The organism is Streptomyces sp. NPDC127114 (assembly GCF_042677525.1).
Lineage (GTDB): Bacteria > Actinomycetota > Actinomycetes > Streptomycetales > Streptomycetaceae > Streptomyces.
This window is the reverse complement of the sequence record NZ_JBHXTJ010000035.1, coordinates 34,894-54,695: the sequence shown is the minus strand read 5'-3', so window position 1 is coordinate 54,695 and position 19,802 is coordinate 34,894. Positions and strand designations below refer to the sequence as shown.

Sequence of the window (19,802 nt, the reverse complement as noted above, 5' to 3'; positions counted from 1 at the left end):
ACGAGGAGGGCCCTGCGTGGCGAAGAAGCAGAAGAAGAACGGCGGGAGCGGCGGCGGGACCCCGGCCACGGTCGCGCTGACGGCCGCGGGCACGCCGTACACGCTGCACGCGTACGACCACGACCCGGCGACGGCCTCGTACGGCGAGGAGGCCGCGGAGGCGCTGGGCGTCTCCCCGGACCGGGTGTTCAAGACGCTGGTCGCGGACGTGGACGGCGAGCTGACGGTCGCCGTCGTCCCCGTCGCCGGGCAGCTCGATCTGAAGGCGCTGGCCTCGGCGGTCGGCGGCAAGCGGGCGGCGATGGCGGACCCGGCCGCGGCCGAGCGCACCACCGGCTACGTGCGCGGCGGCATCTCGCCGCTCGGCCAGCGCAAGCGGCTGCGCACGGTCCTGGACGACTCGGCGTCCGGCCACGAGACGATCTGCATCTCCGCGGGCCGCCGCGGCCTGGAGGTCGAACTGGCCCCGCAGGACCTGGCGGCCCTCACGAACGCGGTCCTGGCCCCCATCGGCCGCGGCTGACGCGGGAACGGCGACCGCGGGCACCACGCCGCCCGGCGCTCAGCCCTGCGGCGGCGTGGGCGTCGGCGGCCAGGGCCCGTCCTCGGGCTCCGGGTCGCGCGGTCCGAACAGGGCGGTCAGGGCGAGGTGGACGATCATCGCGGCGACCGGCCAGGCCAGCATCGCCGCGGCGCCCATCTTGAGCTCCAGCGGCGCCTCGAAGAGGACGTCGGGGCCGACCGCCTTGGCGTGGGCGACGACGTTGCGCTCCGGGCCGAGCCAGACGCCCACGCCCCAGCCGAGGAGCGAGCCGAGGACGCCGCCGGCCGCGAGGCCCAGGACGAGCGCGACACCGCCGTGCCGGTGGACCAGGAAGACCAGGACGGCGGCGAGGACGCCGAAGCCGAGGGCGATCAGGACGAACGTCCCGTCCATGCCGATGGCGGACTCGCCCTCGCTGTCCTTGAGGTAGACCGCCTTGCCGTCGGAGAACAGCGTCACCCGCGGCGCGAGCCACAGCCACAGCAGACCGAGCAGCGCGCCGGCCACCACGGACGCGGCGACCACCACGGCGGACTGCCGCAGCTCGGTCGCCGTGTCCGGGGCGCCGCCCGATGCGGGCGGCACCGGGTCGGGCGCGGGCCAGGCGGAGTCGTGCGGCGGCTGGTGCGGCGGAGTCAGAGGTGCGGTCACGACGCCATCGTGCCAGGTACGGCTGTGCGCCGCCTCAGCGGACCGGGGCCCGGGCTGCCCCTCAGCGGACCGCGGCCCTCCGGTAGGCCCAGGTGGCGACCGCGAGCGAGACCACGCCCACCGCCCCGCACACGGCGAGGTCGAGGCAGACGGCCGTCCAGTCCGGGTGGGTGTCGAAGGTGCGGGCCAGGGCCTCCACGCCGTACGTGGAGGGCAGCAGGTCCCGTGCCCAGCCGATCGGGGCGGGCAGCCGCTCGGCGGGCAGCACGCCGAGCAGCAGCGCCGCCGACATGCCGAGCTGGCCGAGCAGGGTGGCGAGCTCCTGCCGTGGGGCGAGCAGGCCGAGCGCCGCGCCGAGCCCGGCGAGCGCGGCCCCGGACAGCGGCACCACCGCCGCGAGGATCCACAGATGGCCGAGCGGAAGCCCGAAGAGCACCGAGCCGGCGACCGCGGTCACCACCGTCCCGGGCACGGTGAAGGAGGCGTACGCGCCGGCGGCGCCGAGCACCACGGCCGCGGGCGGCACGGGCAGCGTCGCGTAGTGGTCGAGCCCGCCGCTCGCGCGCAGCTGGCCGAAGTACTGGGCGAGCAGGTTGAGGGCCACGAAGGCGACGACGAGCACGGCGGAGCCGGCGACCACGGCGCGGGCCTCCGAGCCGCCGTCGACGACGCCCCGCATCAGGACCATGATCCCGATCGACTGGAAGGTCGCCACGAAGAGCAGCGGGATCCGGGCGACCCGGGCGCGCGAGAGCTGGGCGCGGTAGACCGCGCCGAGCGCGGGGAGCAGCCGGGCCCGCGGGGCGAGCGGGGCCGCGTCCGGCTCCTCGTCGCGGGCCTGGCCGACGGGCACGCCGGCCGTGAGGGCCTCGGCGGGCAGGGTGCTCAACTCGTCCAGCTCCTGACGGTCGACTCGTACGCGTACGGGTCCGTGACGCGGTGCGTCCTGGGGTGCGTCACGCCTTCACCAGTCCCCGGGTCTCGCCGCCGAGCGCCAGGTACACGTCCTCCAGGCTGGGCGTCGCCAGGGTGAAGTCGTCCAGGGCCGCGAAGGCCGCCCCGCCGGTCACCGCGGCGACCGCCGCACGCGCCTCGTCCGGGGCGAGCCGGAGCACCCAGCGGCGGCCGGACTCCTGCGCGGAGGTGCGCAGCGCGGCGACCTCGGGGACGTCCAGCGGGGCGTGCTCGCGCCAGACCAGCTCGACCCGTACCTCGCCCGCGACCCTCTCCTTGAGTCCGGCGGGGGTGTCGCAGGCGATGACGCGGCCGCGGTCGAGGACGGCGACCCGGTCGAGGACGGTCTCGGCCTCGATGACGTTGTGGGTGACGAGCAGGACGGTGGTGCCGTGGTCGGCGCGCCGCCGGTCGACGGCGGCCCAGACGGCCCGGCGGGCGACCGGGTCCATGCCGGTGGTGGGTTCGTCGAGGACGAGCACGGGCCGCTCGCCGACGAGGGCGGCGGCGACGCAGGCGAGCCGGCGCTGGCCGCCGGAGAGCTTCTTGAGGGGCCGGCCGGCGAGCTCGCCGAGGCCCAGCTCGTCGAGGACGGCGTCGCGGGCGGCGCGGGCCTCGCGGATGCCGAGGCCGCGCAGCCGGCCGGTGGTCTCGGCGGCGAGGGCGACGGTCAGCTCGTCGAGGGCCGTGGACTCCTGGCCGAGGTAGGCGAGGAGCCGGGCGGCCCGCTCGGGGTGGCGGACCAGGTCGTGGCCGAGCATCCGGACGGTGCCGGAGTCGGGGCGCATGAGGCCGGTGAGCTGGCGGACGAGCGTGGACTTGCCGGCGCCGTTGGGGCCGAGCAGGCCGAAGATCTCGCCGCCGCGCACATCGAGGCTGATCCCGTCGGTGGCCCGTACCTCGGGGGTCGCGGGCGTGCCGCGTCTGCCGCGTGTGGCGGGGTACGTCTTCACCAGGTCCCGCACCGCGCACACCGTACTCACAAGGGATGAGCCTACGGGGTCCCCCGGCTCTCCTCGGGCGCGGGGGCGTGCTGTGCGGCGGCGTGGACGTCGATCTCGCGCCAGAAGCCGGCCCGGATCGCGTAGCGGTCGTGCTCGTCGATCTGGTCGTCCTTGTGGGCGAGCAGACCGAAGCGGGCGGCGTAGCGGAGGAGTTCGCCGTCGATGCGGTGCGGGATGCGCGGGTACATGGTGGCGAGCTTGGGGACGTGCCCGGGCTCGGGGAGCCGGTCGAGCCAGCGGCGGGCGAAGACCTGGCCGACCTCGTAGGGGTCGCCGCCGACGGTGGTGATGTCCTCCTCGCGGTCGGCCCAGCGCTGCTCGGCGCTGGTGAGCTGGGCGAGGGTGGGCAGCGACGCCGTCTCGGCGGGTTCGCCGAGGGCCGGGGCTGGGCGGTCGATCCAGCCCTTGTCGGAGGACCAGCGCAGGGTGGCGCCGTGCGCGCTCGGCGCGGCCGGCGCGGTGGGGCCGCGCAGTGCGGCGAGGTCCTTGGGTGTGGGGACGTTCCTGGCGGTGGCGGGCGCCGGGACGCCGGTGCCGTTGACCGCTTCGCCCGCCGGTGCCGGGTCGGGGTCCGGGGTGTCGGCGGGAGCGACGGGCGCGGACGCGGCGGAGCCGTTGTGCGCGGCCGCGGCGGCCCGTTCGGCGGAGGCGGCGAGGGCGGACTCGGGCAGCGGCGCGGAGAGGATCGCGGCGATCTCCGGGCGGGGCGCGGGCGGCGGGGCGCACAGTCCGGTGAGGTCCCTGGCGCGGACGGCGCGGGTGATCCAGGCGCGGTCGAGGACGCGCCGCTCGTCGGCCTCAGCGACCAGGTCCTCGGACTGGTTGTAGTCGCCGTCGGCGGCCTGGACGGCCCACAGGTGGACGGCGACGCCGTGTTCCTTGGCGGACATCAGGCCGGGCAGCAGGTCGCCGTCGCCGGTGACGAGGACGATGTCGGAGCAGGCGCGGTTGCGGGAGAGCTCGGTGAGCTCGGTGTGCATGGCCGCGTCGACGCCCTTCTGGGCCCAGCGGCCGTCGCTGCGGGTCAGGGCGCCCAGCCGGACGGTGACGCGGGGCATGACGCGCAGCCGGCGGTGCTCGGGCTGCGGCACCCGGTCGGGCGCGCCGTCGAACCAGTAGATCCGCAGCAGCGGCTGCTGGGTGTCGGCCTCGGCGCGTTCGCGCAGCTGCTGGACGAGTGCGGCGTGGTCGACGGTGATCCGCGAGCGGGCCGGTTCGCCGGCGAGGAGGCTGGCGGCGGCGCCAAGGAGGTAGCCGGCATCCACCAGGACGACGCATCGGTCCACGTGTTCCACCCTCTTTCGGAAAGCGCTTCGGGAAGCTTCGGGAAGCCCTGCGGGAACCTCGGGATCGGAAGTGCTCCGGGTTCCTCCGAGTCTGCCCGACCGCGGTGGGGTTGACGTCCGGAACTGGATCATCGGCGTGGCGGATCTCACGTGGGGGTGCCCGGGAGACGGCGTTTACCGTCCGTAATGATCCAAAATGCGGCGCTTCCTGCCGTGTGTGAGTCTGACAGCGGCCCTGGCCCCCACACCCCTTTGAGGAGGCATCATCACCATGGCCAAGAACCGGAAGCAGGACCGCAGTCAGCAGCGCGGCTCGCAGGCCGAGCGCGGTGCGCAGCAGGCCCAGCAGTCTTCGATGGAGTCCCAGGCCGAGCAGCGCGCCGCGCAGGTCACCCCGGGCGACATGGCTCGCAAGGGCCGGCAGAAGCGTTTCGGCCACAACTGACGAGCCGACGGCGGACAAGCCGGAGGCACGAGCCGACGGCAAAGGGGCGCGCCCGTGACGACGGGCGCGCCCCTTGCGCGTGCGGCGGGATCCGGACGACGGACGGCCGGACAGCCGGCCGAGTCTGCTATCCGGCCAGGCAGGACGGGCCGAGCAGCACCTTGAGGTCGCCGAAGAGCGCCGGGTCGGGCTGGACCCGGTGCCGGTCGAGCCGGAGCACGGTGGTCGAGCGCGGCCCCTGGAGCTTGATCCGGACCTCGGTGTTGCCCTTGTGGTGCTGGAGGATCTCGCCCAGCCGACTGATCATCGGCGGGGTGACCTTGACCGTCGGGATGGTCAGGACGACCGGCGCGTTGGTGCCCGCGTTCGACAGGTCCGGGACCATCAGCTCCATGGCGACCAGGCGGGGGACGTCCTCGCGCTTGTCGAGCCGGCCCTTGACGAAGACGACCGCGTCCTCGACCAGCTGGGTGGAGACCAGCTGGTAGGTGGCCGGGAAGAACATGCACTCGATGGAGCCGGCCAGGTCCTCGACGGTGGCGATGGCCCAGGCGTTGCCCTGCTTGGTCATCTTCCGCTGGAGGCCGGAGATGATGCCGCCGATGGTGACGACCGCGCCGTCCGCGTGCTCGCCACCGGTGAGCTGGGAGATGCCGGCGTCGGTCTTGTCGGACAGGACGTGCTCGAGGCCGAAGAGCGGGTGGTCGGAGACGTAGAGGCCGAGCATCTCGCGCTCCTGGGCGAGCAGGTAGGCCTTCTCCCACTCGACGTCGGAGAACTCGACGTCGAGGCCGAAGCCCGGCTCGTCACCGCCCTCGTCGCCCATGCCGCCGAAGAGGTCGAACTGGCCCTCGGCCTCCTTGCGCTTGACCGCCACCACGGTGTCGATCATGGGCTCGTGCTGGGCGACCAGGCCCTTGCGGGTGTGGCCCATGGTGTCGAAGGCACCGGCCTTGATCAGCGACTCGACGGTCCGCTTGTTGCAGACCACGGCCTCGACCTTGTCGAGGAAGTCGGGGAAGGAGCTGTACTTCCCCTTGCTCTTGCGGGTCCTGATGATCGACTCGACGACGTTGGCGCCGACGTTGCGGACGGCGGTGAGGCCGAAGAGGATCACGTCGTCGCCCTGCGCGGCGAAGTTCGCCTCGGACTCGTTGACGTTCGGCGGGAGCACCTTGATGCCCATGCGGCGGCACTCGTTCAGGTAGACGGCGGACTTGTCCTTGTCGTCCTTGACCGAGGTGAGCAGTCCCGCCATGTACTCGGCGGGGTAGTTCGCCTTGAGGTAGGCGGTCCAGTAGGAGACCAGGCCGTACGCGGCGGAGTGCGCCTTGTTGAAGGCGTAGCCGGCGAAGGGGACCAGGACGTCCCAGAGGGCCTGGATGGCCTCGTCGCTGTAGCCGTTCTTCTTGGCGCCGGCCTGGAAGATGGTGAAGTTCTTCGCCAGCTCGTCGGGCTTCTTCTTGCCCATGACGCGGCGGAGGATGTCGGCCTCGCCGAGAGAGTAGCCGGCGATGATCTGGGCGGCCTTCTGCACCTGCTCCTGGTAGACGATCAGGCCGTAGGTGACGTCGAGGACCTCCTTGAGGGGTTCCTCCAGCTCCGGGTGGATCGGGGTGATCTCCTGCTGCCCGTTCTTGCGGAGCGCGTAGTTCGTGTGCGAGTTCATGCCCATCGGGCCCGGGCGGTAGAGCGCGGACACGGCGGAGATGTCTTCGAAGTTGTCGGGCTTCATCAGCCGCAGCAGGGACCGCATGGGGCCGCCGTCGAACTGGAAGACGCCGAGGGTGTCACCGCGCTGGAGCAGTTCGAAGGTCTTCGGGTCGTCCAGCGGCAGGGCGAGCAGGTCGAGCTCCACGCCCTTGTTGGCCTTCACCATCTTGACGGCGTCGTCCATGATGGTGAGGTTCCGCAGGCCCAGGAAGTCCATCTTCAGCAGGCCGAGCGACTCGCACTGCGGGTAGTCCCACTGCGTGATGGTCACGCCGTCCGTGTGCCGCACCCAGATCGGGGCGTGGTCGACGATCGGCTCGCTGGACATGATCACGCCGGCCGCGTGCACACCCATCTGGCGGACCAGGCCCTCGACGCCCTTGGCGGTGTCGATCACCTTCTTCACGTCCGGCTCGTTCTCGTACATCGCCCGGATCTCGCCCGCCTCGCTGTAGCGCGGGTGGGACGGGTTGGTGATGCCGTCGAGGTCGATGCCCTTGCCGAGGACGTCGGCGGGCATGGCCTTGGTGAGCCGGTCGCCCATCGCGTACGGGTAGCCGAGGACGCGGGCGGAGTCCTTGATCGCGTTCTTGGCCTTGATCTTTCCGTACGTGCCGATCATGGCGACCTTGTCGGCGCCGTACTTCTCGGTCACGTACCGGATCACCTCGACGCGCCGGCGCTCGTCGAAGTCGATGTCGACATCGGGCATGGAGATGCGCTCGGGGTTGAGGAAGCGCTCGAAGATCAGTCCGTGCGGGATCGGGTCGAGGTCGGTGATGCCCATGGCGTACGCGACGATCGAGCCGGCCGCGGAGCCTCGGCCCGGGCCCACGGCGATGCCCTGCTTCTTCGCCCACATGATGAAGTCGGCGACGACGAGGAAGTAGCCCGGGAAGCCCATCGAGATGATGGTGTCCATCTCGTACTCGACCTGCTTCATGCGGTCCTCGGGGATCCCGTTCGGGAACCGCCGGTGCATGCCCCGCATGGTCTCCTCGCGGAACCAGGTGACCTCGGTGTAGCCCTCGGGAATGTCGAACTTCGGCATGAGGTCGCGCTTCTCGAACATGCCGGTGGTGTCGATCTGCTCGGCGACCAGCAGCGTGTTGCGGCAGCCCTCCTGCCAGGCGTCCGAGGAGTCGATGGCGTACATCTCGTCCGTGGACTTCAGGTAGTAGCCGGTGCCGTCGAACTTGAAGCGGTCGGGGTCCGAGAGGTTCTTGCCGGTCTGGATGCACAGCAGGGCGTCGTGGGCGGCCGCCTCGTGCGCGTACGTGTAGTGCGAGTCGTTGGTGACCAGCGGCGGGATGCCGAGCTTCTTGCCGATCTCCAGGAGGCCGTCACGGACCCGGCGCTCGATCTCGATGCCGTGGTCCATCAGCTCCAGGAAGTACCGGTCCTTGCCGAAGATGTCCTGGTACTCGGAGGCGGACTTCAGGGCCTCGTCGAACTGGCCGAGACGCAGCCGGGTCTGGAGCTCGCCGGAGGGGCAGCCGGTGGAGGCGATCAGGCCCTCCGACCACTGGGAGATGGTCTCCTTGTCCATGCGCGGCCACTTCTGCAGCCAGCCCTCGGCGTACGCGTCGGAGGACAGCCGGAAGAGGTTGTGCAGCCCGGTGTTGTTCGCCGCCCAGATCGTCTTGTGGGTGTAACCACCGGAACCGGAGACGTCGTCCTTCTTCTGGTGCGGCTGGCCCCACTGGATCTTCCGCTTGTTGCGGCGGGACTCCGGGGCGACGTAGGCCTCGATGCCGATGATCGGCGTCACGCCGGCCTTCGTGGCGCTGTGGAAGAAGTCGTACGCGCCGTGGAGGTTTCCGTGGTCGGACATGGCGATATGGGTCATGCCCATCTCGTTGCACGCGTTGAACATGTCCTTCAGCCGCGCGGCACCGTCCAGCAGGGAGTACTGGGTGTGGACGTGGAGGTGCGTGAAGGGCGGCTTGGTCACGGGGGATGCCTCCGGGCGAATTCTTGGGGGTCAGCGTGGAAGTCTACGTCGACCCACTGACAGCGTCGGATGGAACACGGCGGGGCGGGGCCCCTCGACGAGGGGCGACGGGCGGGCACTCGGCGGGAGCGTCGCGCGTTGGGAGACAGGGAACACCTGCCCCATTTGTCATGCACAATTTTCAGCCACATCCCGCGCGGTCCGCACCCCGCGCTCCCGACCAGGAGGCTTCCTCGATGCCGGTCCCCCAGCCCACCGCCGCCGAGCGCGGTGAGCAGATCCTCTCCGTCTTCGACACCGCCTTCGGCGAGCTGCTCGCGGCCGATCCCGCCGCCTTCAAGGTCAAGTTCCGGAAGATGGCCGGTTCTGCCTTCGCCTTCTACCGGGGTACGGCCTGCCTGTTCTACAAGGACCTGGAGCGCGAGGCCCACGGCGGTCCCTACCTGGACGAGCGGACCGGCCGGGTGTGGATCCACGGCGATCTGCACGCCGAGAACTTCGGCACCTACCTGGACGCCAACGGCCGGCTGATCTTCAACGTCAACGACTTCGACGAGGCGTACGTCGGCCCCTTCACCTGGGACCTCAAGCGGCTCGCCGCCTCCCTCGCCCTGATCGGGTACGCGAAGGCGCTCAGCGACCGCCAGATCACGGAGCTGGTGCGGATCTTCGCCGCCTCCTACCGGGAGCGGATCCACGCGCTCGCGACCGGCGCCAAGAGCGACGAGATCGCGCCCTTCACCCTGGACAGCGCCCAGGGCCCGCTGCTCGACGCGCTGCGCGAGGCCCGCTCGCTGACCCGCTTCGGGCTGCTCGACTCGATGACCGAGATCCGCGAGTTCGAGCGCCGTTTCAGCGCCGGCGGCGGTGCCATGGAGCTGGACGCGGCCACCCGCTACAAGGTGCTCGCCGCCTTCGACGGCTACCTGGAGACGCTGCCGGAGTCGAGCCTGGCCCGCCCCGACTCGTACCGGGTCAAGGACGTCGTCGGCCGCCGCGGCATCGGCATCGGCTCGGCCGGCCTGCCCTCGTACAACATCCTCCTCGAGGGCAACAGCGACGCCCTGGAGAACGACGTCGTCATCTACATGAAGCAGGCGCAGACCCCGGCGGTCTCGCGCCATGTCACCGACGCGGCCGTGCGGGCGTACTTCCACCACGAGGGCCACCGCACGGTGATCTCGCAGCGGGCGCTGCAGGCGCACGCCGACCCGTGGCTGGGATGGACGGAGCTCGACGGCACCGGACAGCTCGTGGCCGAGGTCTCGCCGTACGCGGTGGACCTGGACTGGTCGGACATCGACGACCCGGAGGAGATCGCGGCGACCGTCGCCGACCTCGGCCGGGCGACGGCGGCCATGCACGCGGCGGCGGACGACTCCAGCGGCCACTCCCTGGTGCCGTTCTCCACGGAGCGGGCCATCGACGCCGCCATCGCCGGCGACGAGGAGGGCTTCGGCGAGCTCCTGGTGGACTTCGCCCACGCGTACGGCGCCCGCGCGCGTGCCGACCACCAGATCTTCGTGGACCTGTTCCGCAACGGCCGGATCCCGGGCCTGTAGGGCCGCCGGCGGGCCGGCGAGTCTCCTCACAGCCTGGGCTTAGGGCCGCCTTACGGCCGGGCATGACACACTTCCACGGCGATGGACATGGCAGGAATCCAGATGAGAGCCCTCCGGGCGGCGTTCTTCACGGCACTGGTCGTGACGCTGTCCGTGGCCTCGCACGTCCTGCTGTCCGGGGTGCCCCTGCCGCTCGGCGCGGTCGTCCCGGTCGCCGTGGCCGTCTTCGCGGTGGCGTTCGCCCTGGCCGGCCGCGAGCGCGGCCTCGGCCCCATCGCCGGGCTCCTCGTCCCGCTCGAACTGGCCGCCGACACGCTTTTCACCAGCGGACAGGTCGCCTGTTACGGGCCCGCCGGCGGGCCGGTGGCCGGTTCGCTGCGCACGGTCGGCTTCGACGTGGACGCGCTGTGCGGCGGCGCCGTCGGCGCCCCGCTGCCCGGCGTGGCGGCTCCGGGGACCGGCACGGCCGCGGCCCTGCTGAGTTCGCCCGATCCCGCCGTCCCCTGGCTGCTGCTCGGCGCCCACGTGGCGGTCGGACTCGGCGCCGCCGCCTGGCTGCGCGGCGGCGAGCGGGCCCTCGCCCGGCTGCTGCGGGCGGCCGTGGCCTTCGCCTTCCGGCCCCTGCTGGTGGCGGCCGCCTTCTTCCGCGCCGTCGGGGCCCGCCCGCGGCGCGCCGGGCACCCCGTGGACCGGCCGCGCCCGTCCCGAACCCGGCTCTTCGCGCACTCCGTGGGGCGGCGGGGACCGCCGCGCAGCGCGCGCCCGGGGCGCACGGCCCCGGCCGGCGCGCGCGTGCCCGCCCTGGCCCTCGTCTGAGCGACCCGCTCGACGGGCGGCTCACGACGGGCGCTGCGCGCCCCTCCCCTTTCCTCCCCTTTCCTCACTTTTTCCTCCCTTTTCTTCTCCCCGTCACGGAGTGCAGGACCATGAGCAAGCGCAACAGCCAGGCAAACAAGGCGGCCGCCCGGGAGCGGCTGCGGATCGAGCGTGAGAAGCAGGCCAAGAAGGAGAAGGCGCGCCGCCAGGTGATCGTCGCCGGCTCGGCGCTCGGCATCCTCGCGATCGCCGGCGGCATCGGCTACGCCGTCGTGCAGGCAAGCAAGCCCGGCGCGTGGGAGACCGCCGCCGACGCGAAGAACGTCACGGCGCCGAAGAACACCGAGGGCACCGACGGCACCACCGTGGTCCTCGGCAAGCCGGAGGCGAAGCAGACGCTGGAGGTCTACGAGGACTCCCGCTGCCCGGTGTGCGCGACCTTCGAGCAGAGCGTGGGCGCCACCGTCGAGAAGGACGTCGCCGACGGCAAGTACAAGCTCAAGTACGTGGGCGCGACCTTCATCGACAACGCCGACCAGGGCGAGGGCTCCAAGAACGCCCTGTCGGCGCTGGGCGCGGCCCTGGACGTGAGCCCGGAGGCCTTCCTGAAGTACAAGTCGGCGCTGTACTCGACGAAGTTCCACCCCGAGGAGAGCCAGGACAAGTTCGCCAAGGACTCCTACCTGCTGGAGGTGGCGGACTCCGTGCCGGCCCTGAAGGGCAACGCGGAGTTCAGGAAGAACGTCGAGAACGGCACCTTCGACGCCTGGGCGATGAAGATGTCCAAGGCCTTCGACGAGAGCGGGGTGCGCGGCACGCCGACGCTGAAGATGGACGGCAAGACGCTGACGGCCGAGGGCAGCGACAACCCGCCGCTGACCGTCGAGCAGTTCAACGCGGCGCTCGGCAAGGTCCTCAAGGCCTGACGCCCACGCGCCGGAACGGCCGCGGAAGCCCTCGGAGTCGCCCGCTCCGGGGGCTTTTCCGCGCCCCGGGCGGCCGGCGGTCCGGTCGGCCGAGGCGCACCTGACGCGCGGTCCGGGAGGAACGGGCCGGGAAGAGAGGAACGGCCCGGGAAGAGTGGACGAACATCTGTGCAGAGGTCTGCCAGTTCGCCCTACCAGTCGGTAATCTGACGGGCCGTGACCAGTCGTAACCACATATCCGCCCCCAGCCGCCGCTCCGTGGTGAAGGCCGCCGCCGTGACGGCCGTCGCCGCGCCGGCGCTGGTGGCCGCCGCCTCGCCCGCACTCGCCGACGCCGGGGCGCCCTCCTTCCTGCACGGTGTCGCCTCCGGCGACCCGCTGCCCGACGGCGTCCTCCTCTGGACGCGCGTCACCCCCACTCCCGACGCCCTGCCCGGTTCCGGCCAGGGCCCCGACGTCACGGTCGGCTGGGAGCTGGCCGAGGACCGTGACTTCGCCCGTACGGTGACGAGCGGCACCGCCGTCGCCGGCGCCTCCTCCGACCACACCGTGAAGGTGGACGTACGGGGCCTGCGGCCCGCCACGGCCTACTGGTTCCGCTTCACCGCGGGCGGGACCGTCTCCCCCGTCGGCCGCACCCGCACCGCGCCCGCCGTCGACGCGGCCGCGCCCGGAGTCCGCTTCGGCGTGGTGTCCTGTGCCAACTGGGAGGCCGGGTACTTCTCCGCGTACCGCCACCTGGCCGCCCGCAGCGACCTGGACGCGATCCTCCACCTCGGCGACTACATCTACGAGTACGGCACGGGCTCCTATCCGAAGGCCGAGTACACCGTCCGGCAGCACCAGCCGGCGCACGAGATCGTCTCGCTCGCCGACTACCGGCTGCGGCACGCCACCTACAAGTCGGACGCCGACCTCCAGGCGCTGCACGCGGCGCACCCGGTCGTGGCGATCTGGGACGACCACGAGTTCGCCAACGACGCCTGGTCGGGCGGGGCCGAGAACCACACGCCCGGCGCGGAGGGCGCCTGGGCGGACCGGGTCGCGGCCGCCAAGCGGGCGTACTTCGAGTGGATGCCGGTGCGCACCTCCACCGAGGGCACGGTCTACCGGCGGCTGCGCTTCGGCCGCCTGGCCGATCTCCATCTGCTCGACCTCCGCTCGTTCCGCTCGCAGCAGGCGGGCGTGGGCAGCGGCAAGGTGGACGACCCCGAGCGCTCGATCACCGGGCGGGCGCAGCTGGACTGGCTGAAGTCCGGCCTCTCGGCCTCGGACGCGACCTGGCAGCTGGTGGGCACCTCGGTGATGATCTCGCCGGTGGCCTTCGGCGCGCTGCCGGCCGATCTGCTCGGCCCGCTGGCCGAATTGCTCGGGCTGCCGCAGGAGGGCCTGGCGATCAACGTCGACCAGTGGGACGGCTACACGGACGACCGCAAGGAGCTGCTGAAGCACCTGACGGACCGGGGCATCCGCAACACGGTCTTCCTGACCGGTGACATCCACATGGCCTGGGCCAACGACGTCCCGGTGAAGGCCTCGACCTATCCGCTGTCGGCCTCGGCGGCGACGGAGTTCGTGGTGACCTCGGTGACCTCGGACAACCTGGACGACCTGCTGCACGTGGCGCCGGGCACGCTCTCGGTGGTGGCCGCGGGCGCGATCAAGGCCGCCAACCGCCATGTGAAGTGGGTGGACATGGACCACCACGGGTACGGAGTACTCGACGTGACCGCCGAGCGTTCGCAGATGGACTACTACACGGTCTCCGACCGGGCGGACCGGGGCGCGACGGCGGCCTGGGCGCGTTCGTATCGCACGCTGACCGGAACACAGCGTGTCGAGCGGGTGTACCAGCCGGTGCACTGACGGAGGCCACTGGACACAGCTACGACGATTTTCAGCCATGATCTTCCGTGTTAACGGAAGATCACATCACTACGGCGGGTGGCGAGTTCGGAGCGTCGAATCCGGACACACCACCCGCCTTCGTCATCTCTTCTGTTACGCCCACGTCTCAAACTCCGGAAGCGGCACAAGTTTTTCTTCCCGATGCCCTGATTTGCCCGCTGAATGATTGGGCTTGATCAATCCTCAACGACATATGACATGGACGCGTAATCTCCCCGGCGGTGGCGAGGAAGTACCTCTCCCCAACCCCCACGAGGAGTCACCCGTGCGTGCTCTTGCCCGTATATCGCCGCGTATGTCACGTCGTCTGCTCGGCACCGCCGTCATGGCCGGAACCCTGGCCCTGGCCCCGCTGTCCGCCCCGGCGGCCGCCCCGTCGACCGCCACCCTGGCCGGCGCCTCCGCCGAGAAGTGCGAGGACGGCACCGCCGCCCTGTCCGGCGCGCGCAAGGCCAAGGGCGACGCCCACAAGGCCGAGCCCAACGAGATCACCGCCGACCAGGCCAAGGCCATGGACGCGGACCTGAAGAAGAGAGTGGCCGCCGCCTGGACCGACAGCCGCCTCAGCCCCTCCGCGGCCGAGGGCGCCACCGCGGTCTCGATCCCCGTCTACTTCCACGTCATCCACAGCGGTACGACGGGCAAGCTCAGCGCGACCGACATCAACAACCAGCTCGCCGTCCTCAACGCCGCCTACGGCGGCCAGGGCACCGGCAACGTGAACACGGGCTTCCAGTTCACCCTGGCCGGAACCGACTACACGGACAACGCCAGCTGGTACAACCTGGCCTCCGGCTCCACCGCCGAGAAGCAGATGAAGCAGACCCTGCGCAAGGGCGGCGCCAACGCGCTGAACTTCTACACCGCCAACCTCAGCGGCGGCCTGCTCGGCTGGGCGACCTTCCCGTCCTCCTACCAGTCCAACCCGTCGATGGACGGCGTCGTCGTCCTCGACACCTCGCTGCCCGGCGGCTCCGCCGCCAACTACAACGAGGGTGACACCGCCACCCACGAGGTCGGCCACTGGCTGGGCCTGTACCACACCTTCCAGGGCGGCTGCAACGGCAACGGCGACTACGTCACCGACACCCCGGCCGAGAAGAGCGCCGCCTACGAGTGCCCGACCGGCCGTGACTCGTGCGCCTCCAAGACCGGTGTGGACCCGATCCACAACTTCATGGACTACACGTACGACAACTGCATGTACCAGTTCACCGCCGGCCAGGTGGCCCGCATGAACGACGCCTGGACCGCGTACCGCGCCTGACGGACCGTCCGGACACAGCGACGTGGCCCCCGGGGAACCGCTCCCCGGGGGCCACGCCCCTTTTCCCGCCGTACGGCCCTCCGGGGCCTACAGGCTGTCCAGGAAGGCCAGCGCCACCGCCCAGGTGCGCTCCGCCGCCTCCGCGTCGTAGTCCGGCAGCTCCGGGTCGGTGTACAGGTGACCGGCGCCGCGGTAGCGGTAGACCTCCACGTCCGCGCCCGTCTTACGCATCCGGAGGTACCAGGCCGACAGCCAGTCGTCGGTCTCGAACGGATCGGGCTCGGCCACGTGCAGCTGCACCGGCAGCTCGTCCACCGAGGCCGACTCGGCGATGTCCGAGGTCCCGTGGAGCAGCAGCAGGCCGCGCGCCTTCTCGTCGCCGAGCGCCAGCGTCTGCGCCACGGAGGCGCCGAAGGACAGGCCCATGTAGACCAGGCCCCGCTCCGAGTAGGGCGCCGTCGCGAGCACGGCCCGCTTCAGCAGCTCGTCCTTGCCGATCGCGTCCCGGAGTTCCATGCCCTCCTCCACGGTGCCCACCGTCCGGCCGCCGAAGAGGTCGGGCGTCCACACCTGGTGCCCGGCGGCGCGCAGGCGCTCGGCGGCGGCCTCGACGGAAGGGGTCAGTCCGTAGACGGAGTGGAAGAGCATGATGTCCATGCGCCCCATCCTGCCACCCGCGGTCCGCCGCCCCGGCTCAGCGCATGCTGCGCACGTCCAGCTGCCGCAGCACGCGGTCCACCACCTCCGGGTCGGCTCCCGGTTCGCTGCGCGCCGAGAGCACCGCGTGGCGGGCCGCCGACATCATCTCCTTCTGGATCCGGTGCACCGACCGCAGCCGCTGCACGCGCTGCGAGAACGCGGCCCGCCGTTCCTCGTCCACCATGTCCGGGCTGATCCGCGCCCCGATGTCGAAGGCCCCGCGCTGCAGCCTCTCGGCCACGTCCTCGGGCAGCTCCTCCAGCTCCTCGATCTCCTTCAGCCGGTGCCGGGCCGCCTTCGCCGCCCGGACCGCCAGCTCCCGCTCGAAGGCCCGCTCGGCGTCCGTGTCCGCCCGCACACCGAGCCTGCGCACCAGCCAGGGCAGCGTGAGGCCCTGCACCACCAGGGTCGCGATGATCACACAGAAGGCGATGAAGACGAGCTCGTCCCGGCCGGGGAAGGGCGAGCCGTCGTCCGTGCGGAGCGGGATGGCGAGGGCGAGCGCCACCGAGGCCACCCCGCGCATCCCGGACCACCACATGACGACGGTCTCCCGCCAGCTCACCGGGATCTCCTCGGCGACGTCCCGGCGGTCGTGCATCCGCTGCGCCAGCCAGGTGGCCGGCAGCAGCCACAGCAGCCGCACCCCGACCACCACGCCGACCACGGCCAGGCCCCAGCCGAGCATCTGCGCGCCGCGCCCCTCGGCCACCCCGAAGACGTGGACGAGCTCCAGGCCGATCAGGCCGAAGGCGATGCCGGTGACCAGGGTGTCGACGACCTCCCAGAAGGTCTGGCCGGCCAGCCGCCCCATGACGTCGTCGGCGTCCACCGCGTGCTCGGCCAGGAAGAGCGCCGTGACGAGCACCGCGAGCACGCCGGAGCCGTGCAGCTCCTCGGCCAGGACGTAGGAGACGAACGGTACGAGGAGGGTGAGCCCGGTCTGCAGCGTGGCGTCGCCGAGGAAGCCCATCAGCCGGTTGGCGACCCAGCCGAGGGCGAGCCCGACGGCGACCGCGACGACCGCCGACAGGACGAGCTGACCCAGCGCCTCGGGCCACGAGAAGCGCCCGCTGACCACGGCGGTGATCGCCACGTGGTAGAGCACGATCGCGGTGACGTCGTTGAAGAGGCCCTCGCCCTCCAGGATCGACACGAGCCGCCGGGGCAGCCCGAGCGACCCGGCCACCGCGGTCGCCGCGACCGGGTCGGGCGGCGCGACCAGCGCGCCGAGCGCCAGCGCGGCGGCCAGCGGGATCCCGGGCACCAGAGCGTCCGCGACGGCGCCGACGGCGGCCGTCGTGACGAACACCAGGGCCACCGCCAGCAGGAAGATCGGCCGCCTGTTGGCCGCGAACTGCCGCCAGGAGGTGCGCTGCACCGACGCGTAGAGCAGCGGCGGCAGGACCAGCGGAAGGATGAGCTCGGGCGGGACGTCGACGTTCGGCACGAAGGGCAGGAAGGCCAGCACGATCCCGATGAGGGTCATCAGGACCGGTGCGGGCAGCCCGAGCCGTTCCCCGAGAGGGACCGTGAGCACGGCGCCGAGCAGCAGCAGGAACAGCAGGGCGAGCTGGTCCACTATGTCCCTTTCGGCCTCGGGGCAGGTAGGTGATCACCTTCTCACCCTGCCCGGCGAACCGGGGAGACATAGCATGAAAGGGACATTCCGCCAACTCGTCAGGAGGATGTCATGCAGATGAAGCGCATCGGGCGCGGCACGGCCGCTCTCGTCCTGGCCATTACCGGCGTTCTCGGCGCCGGCTCGGCCGCGCTGGCGACCCCGCACCCGCCGACCAACGGCGGAAACGGCGGCGGCCAGAGCGGTCAGTGCACCGGACCCGCGGACGAGCGTCCGCACGGCTGCCACACCTGGAAGTAGCCACCTCCACGTTCACGAGCCGGAGGGTTGCGTCCTCCTCCCCGTGGCATCCATCAGGGCCTGTTCCCCGCAGGCCCTCCTTCATGCCCGCAAGCGCGGAGTGACTCCGCCGGCTACAGCGCGCGCCGCATCGCCCGGTGCGGCATCCCCGCGTCCGGGAACTCGGGGCCGTACGCCACGTACCCCAGCCGCTCGTAGAAGCCGAGGGCGTGCGTCTGCGCGTGCAGGTCGACGGCCGTCAGCCCGCGCTCGCGGGCCGCCTCCTCGATGCCGCGCACCAGCGCCGCGCCGACCCCGAGACCACGGGCGGCCCCGGTCACCGCGAGCCGCCCGAGCGAGCCCACCGACGCGTCGGCGCCGGTCCTGCCGGCCGCGTCCGCTCCCAGGAGCAGCCGCCCGGTGCCCAGCGGCACACCGTCCGCGCGGACCGCGAGGAGGTGCACGGCGGTCTCGTCGTACGCGTCGTACTCGAGCTCCTGCGGCACGCCCTGCTCCACGACGAAGACCTCGCGGCGGACCGCGAAGCAGGCGTCGCGGTCGTCCTGGCCCACGGCCTCCCGGACGTCGTACGCCACGCGCTCCGGGGCGCTCACCGGCTCTCCGCGGCGATCCGGTCGAGGGCGGTCTGCAGGTCCGCCGGGTAGGTGCTCGCGAACTCGACCCACCGCCCGTCCCCGGGGTGCTCGAAGCCGAGGCGCACGGCGTGCAGCCACTGGCGGGTCAGGCCGAGGCGCTTGGCCATGGTCGGGTCGGCGCCGTAGGTGAGGTCACCGACGCACGGGTGGCGGTGGGCGGACATGTGCACCCGGATCTGGTGGGTGCGGCCCGTCTCCAGCTTGATGTCGAGCAGCGAGGCCGCGCGGTAGGCCTCGATCAGGTCGTAGTGGGTCACGGACGGCTTGCCGTCGGCGGTCACCGCCCACTTGTAGTCGTGGTTCGGGTGCCGGCCGATCGGCGCGTCGATGGTGCCGCTCAGCGGGTCCGGGTGGCCCTGCACCAGGGCGTGGTAGCGCTTGTCGACCGTGCGCTCCTTGAACTGGCGCTTCAGCGACGTGTACGCGTACTCCGACTTCGCCACCACCATGAGACCGGAGGTGCCGACGTCGAGGCGGTGCACGATGCCCTGGCGCTCGGCGGCGCCGGAGGTGGAGATCCGGTAGCCGGCGGCGGCCAGGCCGCCGATCACGGTGGTGCCGCTCCAGCCGGGGCTGGGATGGGCGGCCACGCCGACCGGCTTCATGATCACGACGATGTCGTCGTCGTCGTGGACGATCTCCATGCCCTCCACGGGCTCGGCCACGACCTGCACCGGGGCGGGCGCGCCGGGCATCTCGACCTCGAGCCACGCGCCGCCGCTGACCCGCTCGGACTTGCCGACGACGGCGCCGTCGACCTGGACCTTGCCTGCGGCGGCCAGCTCGGCCGCCTTCGTACGGGAGAACCCGAACATGCGGGCGATGGCGGCGTCGACGCGCTCGCCCTCCAGGCCGTCGGGAACGGGCAGCGTGCGGATCTCGGGACTCGTGCTCACCCGTACGAGTATGCCTTGTGCGGCGAGTGCCCCGTCCGCACCGCCGGGCCCTCGCGGACGGTGGTGCCGTCAGTCCTTGTGGACGGTGCCGTCGGGGTCCAGGCCCCGGAACGACAGCAGGACGATCAGGATGCCTCCGCACACGATCGCCGAGTCGGCCAGGTTGAACACCGCGAAGTGGGCCGGCGCGATGAAGTCCACGACCGCGCCCTCGAAGACGCCGGGCGAGCGGAAGATCCGGTCGGTCAGGTTGCCCAGCGCGCCGCCGAGCAGCAGGCCGAGCGCGATCGCCCAGGGCAGGCTGTAGAGCTTGCGGGCCAGCCGGATGATCACCACGATGACCACGGCCGCGATGCACGTGAAGATGATCGTGAAGGCCTCGCCCATGCCGAAGGCGGCGCCGGGGTTGCGGACGGCCTCGAAGCGCAGCAGGTCACCGATCACCTCGATCGGCTCGTGCCCCTCCAGCTTCGCCACCACGAGCATCTTGCTGCCGAGGTCGAGGAGGTAGGCGAGCACGGCGACCACGAACAGCGCCGCGATCTTCCGCTTCCCCTTCGGCTGCGGCCGCTCCTCGGGAGCGGCCGACTCGTCGGCTCCTGCTGAATCCGGCGTACCGATGACGCTCTCCGCCTCTGCCACGTGAGTCCCTCAACCTAG

Annotated in this window: 18 protein-coding genes; 8 read left to right on the top strand and 10 right to left on the bottom strand. The window is 71.8% G+C overall.

The features are described from left to right. Positions 1-16: 16 nt before the first annotated feature. Positions 17-523 (top strand): Cys-tRNA(Pro) deacylase, encoded by a 507-nt coding sequence (ybaK, locus tag ACFVGS_RS28325; RefSeq protein ID WP_384422573.1) that lies wholly within the window; start codon positions 17-19, stop codon positions 521-523. Between the two features lie 39 nt (positions 524-562). On the opposite strand, the gene ACFVGS_RS28320 is transcribed toward ybaK, so the two are convergent. The 4 genes from ACFVGS_RS28320 to ACFVGS_RS28305 form a co-directional block, all read right to left on the bottom strand. Beyond that, positions 563-1,195, bottom strand: a complete 633-nt coding sequence (locus tag ACFVGS_RS28320) for a DUF2567 domain-containing protein (protein WP_385694380.1) — start codon at positions 1,193-1,195, stop codon at positions 563-565. 61 nt (positions 1,196-1,256) lie between these two features. After that, a complete protein-coding gene (locus ACFVGS_RS28315) occupies positions 1,257-2,084 on the bottom strand; it encodes an ABC transporter permease (RefSeq protein WP_384422570.1) in 828 nt (275 codons plus the stop codon). 67 nt (positions 2,085-2,151) lie between these two features. Beyond that, the gene (locus tag ACFVGS_RS28310; RefSeq protein WP_384422628.1) at positions 2,152-3,123 is read right to left on the bottom strand and encodes an ABC transporter ATP-binding protein; all 972 of its coding nucleotides are present in this window, start codon (positions 3,121-3,123) and stop codon (positions 2,152-2,154) included. A 20-nt stretch (positions 3,124-3,143) separates the two neighbouring features. Next, positions 3,144-4,448, bottom strand: a complete 1,305-nt coding sequence (locus ACFVGS_RS28305; protein ID WP_385694378.1) for an NYN domain-containing protein — start codon at positions 4,446-4,448, stop codon at positions 3,144-3,146. A gap of 262 nt (positions 4,449-4,710) precedes the next feature. Here ACFVGS_RS28305 and ACFVGS_RS28300 point away from each other — a divergent pair, with 262 nt between their 5' ends. Continuing rightward, complete coding sequence (locus ACFVGS_RS28300) at positions 4,711-4,884, top strand: hypothetical protein (RefSeq protein ID WP_384422566.1); 174 nt, start codon at positions 4,711-4,713, stop codon at positions 4,882-4,884. Between the two features lie 127 nt (positions 4,885-5,011). Here ACFVGS_RS28300 and dnaE read toward each other — a convergent pair whose 3' ends face one another. Beyond that, positions 5,012-8,551, bottom strand: a complete 3,540-nt coding sequence (gene dnaE, locus ACFVGS_RS28295; protein WP_384422981.1) for a DNA polymerase III subunit alpha — start codon at positions 8,549-8,551, stop codon at positions 5,012-5,014. A 236-nt stretch (positions 8,552-8,787) separates the two neighbouring features. On the opposite strand from dnaE, the gene ACFVGS_RS28290 reads away from it, so the two are divergent. The 5 genes from ACFVGS_RS28290 (at position 8,788) to ACFVGS_RS28270 (ending at position 15,030) form a co-directional block, all read left to right on the top strand. Next, positions 8,788-10,113: a DUF2252 domain-containing protein gene (locus ACFVGS_RS28290; protein WP_384422983.1), complete on the top strand. Its 1,326-nt coding sequence runs from the start codon at positions 8,788-8,790 to the stop codon at positions 10,111-10,113. Positions 10,114-10,194: 81 nt separating this feature from the next. Then, entirely contained in the window at positions 10,195-10,929 is a 735-nt protein-coding gene (locus tag ACFVGS_RS28285) for a hypothetical protein (protein WP_385694375.1), read from the top strand. A gap of 110 nt (positions 10,930-11,039) precedes the next feature. Further along, positions 11,040-11,855: a thioredoxin domain-containing protein gene (locus ACFVGS_RS28280; protein WP_384422987.1), complete on the top strand. Its 816-nt coding sequence runs from the start codon at positions 11,040-11,042 to the stop codon at positions 11,853-11,855. Positions 11,856-12,071: 216 nt separating this feature from the next. Next, positions 12,072-13,721 carry an alkaline phosphatase D family protein gene (locus ACFVGS_RS28275; protein ID WP_385694372.1) on the top strand — a complete coding sequence of 550 codons (1,650 nt, stop codon included), beginning with the start codon at positions 12,072-12,074 and terminating at the stop codon, positions 13,719-13,721. 337 nt (positions 13,722-14,058) lie between these two features. Continuing rightward, entirely contained in the window at positions 14,059-15,030 is a 972-nt protein-coding gene (locus ACFVGS_RS28270) for a zinc metalloprotease (protein WP_384422991.1), read from the top strand. Positions 15,031-15,117: 87 nt separating this feature from the next. Here ACFVGS_RS28270 and ACFVGS_RS28265 read toward each other — a convergent pair whose 3' ends face one another. Then, entirely contained in the window at positions 15,118-15,687 is a 570-nt protein-coding gene (locus ACFVGS_RS28265) for a dienelactone hydrolase family protein (protein ID WP_385694369.1), read from the bottom strand. A 37-nt stretch (positions 15,688-15,724) separates the two neighbouring features. Further along, on the bottom strand, positions 15,725-17,311 hold the full coding sequence (locus ACFVGS_RS28260) for a Na+/H+ antiporter (RefSeq protein WP_384422995.1): 1,587 nt from the start codon (positions 17,309-17,311) through the stop codon (positions 15,725-15,727). A gap of 111 nt (positions 17,312-17,422) precedes the next feature. Between ACFVGS_RS28260 and ACFVGS_RS28255 the strand changes: the two genes are divergently transcribed. After that, positions 17,423-17,611: a hypothetical protein gene (locus ACFVGS_RS28255; protein WP_384422996.1), complete on the top strand. Its 189-nt coding sequence runs from the start codon at positions 17,423-17,425 to the stop codon at positions 17,609-17,611. 113 nt (positions 17,612-17,724) lie between these two features. On the opposite strand, the gene ACFVGS_RS28250 is transcribed toward ACFVGS_RS28255, so the two are convergent. From ACFVGS_RS28250 to lspA, 3 genes are all read right to left on the bottom strand, one after another. Continuing rightward, complete coding sequence (locus ACFVGS_RS28250; RefSeq protein WP_384422998.1) at positions 17,725-18,204, bottom strand: GNAT family N-acetyltransferase; 480 nt, start codon at positions 18,202-18,204, stop codon at positions 17,725-17,727. Continuing rightward, positions 18,201-19,142, bottom strand: coding sequence for an RluA family pseudouridine synthase (locus ACFVGS_RS28245; RefSeq protein WP_384423000.1), 942 nt, complete (start codon positions 19,140-19,142; stop codon positions 18,201-18,203). The genes ACFVGS_RS28250 and ACFVGS_RS28245 overlap by 4 nt, the downstream gene beginning before the upstream one ends. Positions 19,143-19,211: 69 nt before the next feature. After that, positions 19,212-19,784, bottom strand: coding sequence for a signal peptidase II (lspA, locus tag ACFVGS_RS28240; RefSeq protein WP_384423002.1), 573 nt, complete (start codon positions 19,782-19,784; stop codon positions 19,212-19,214). Positions 19,785-19,802: the final 18 nt, after the last annotated feature.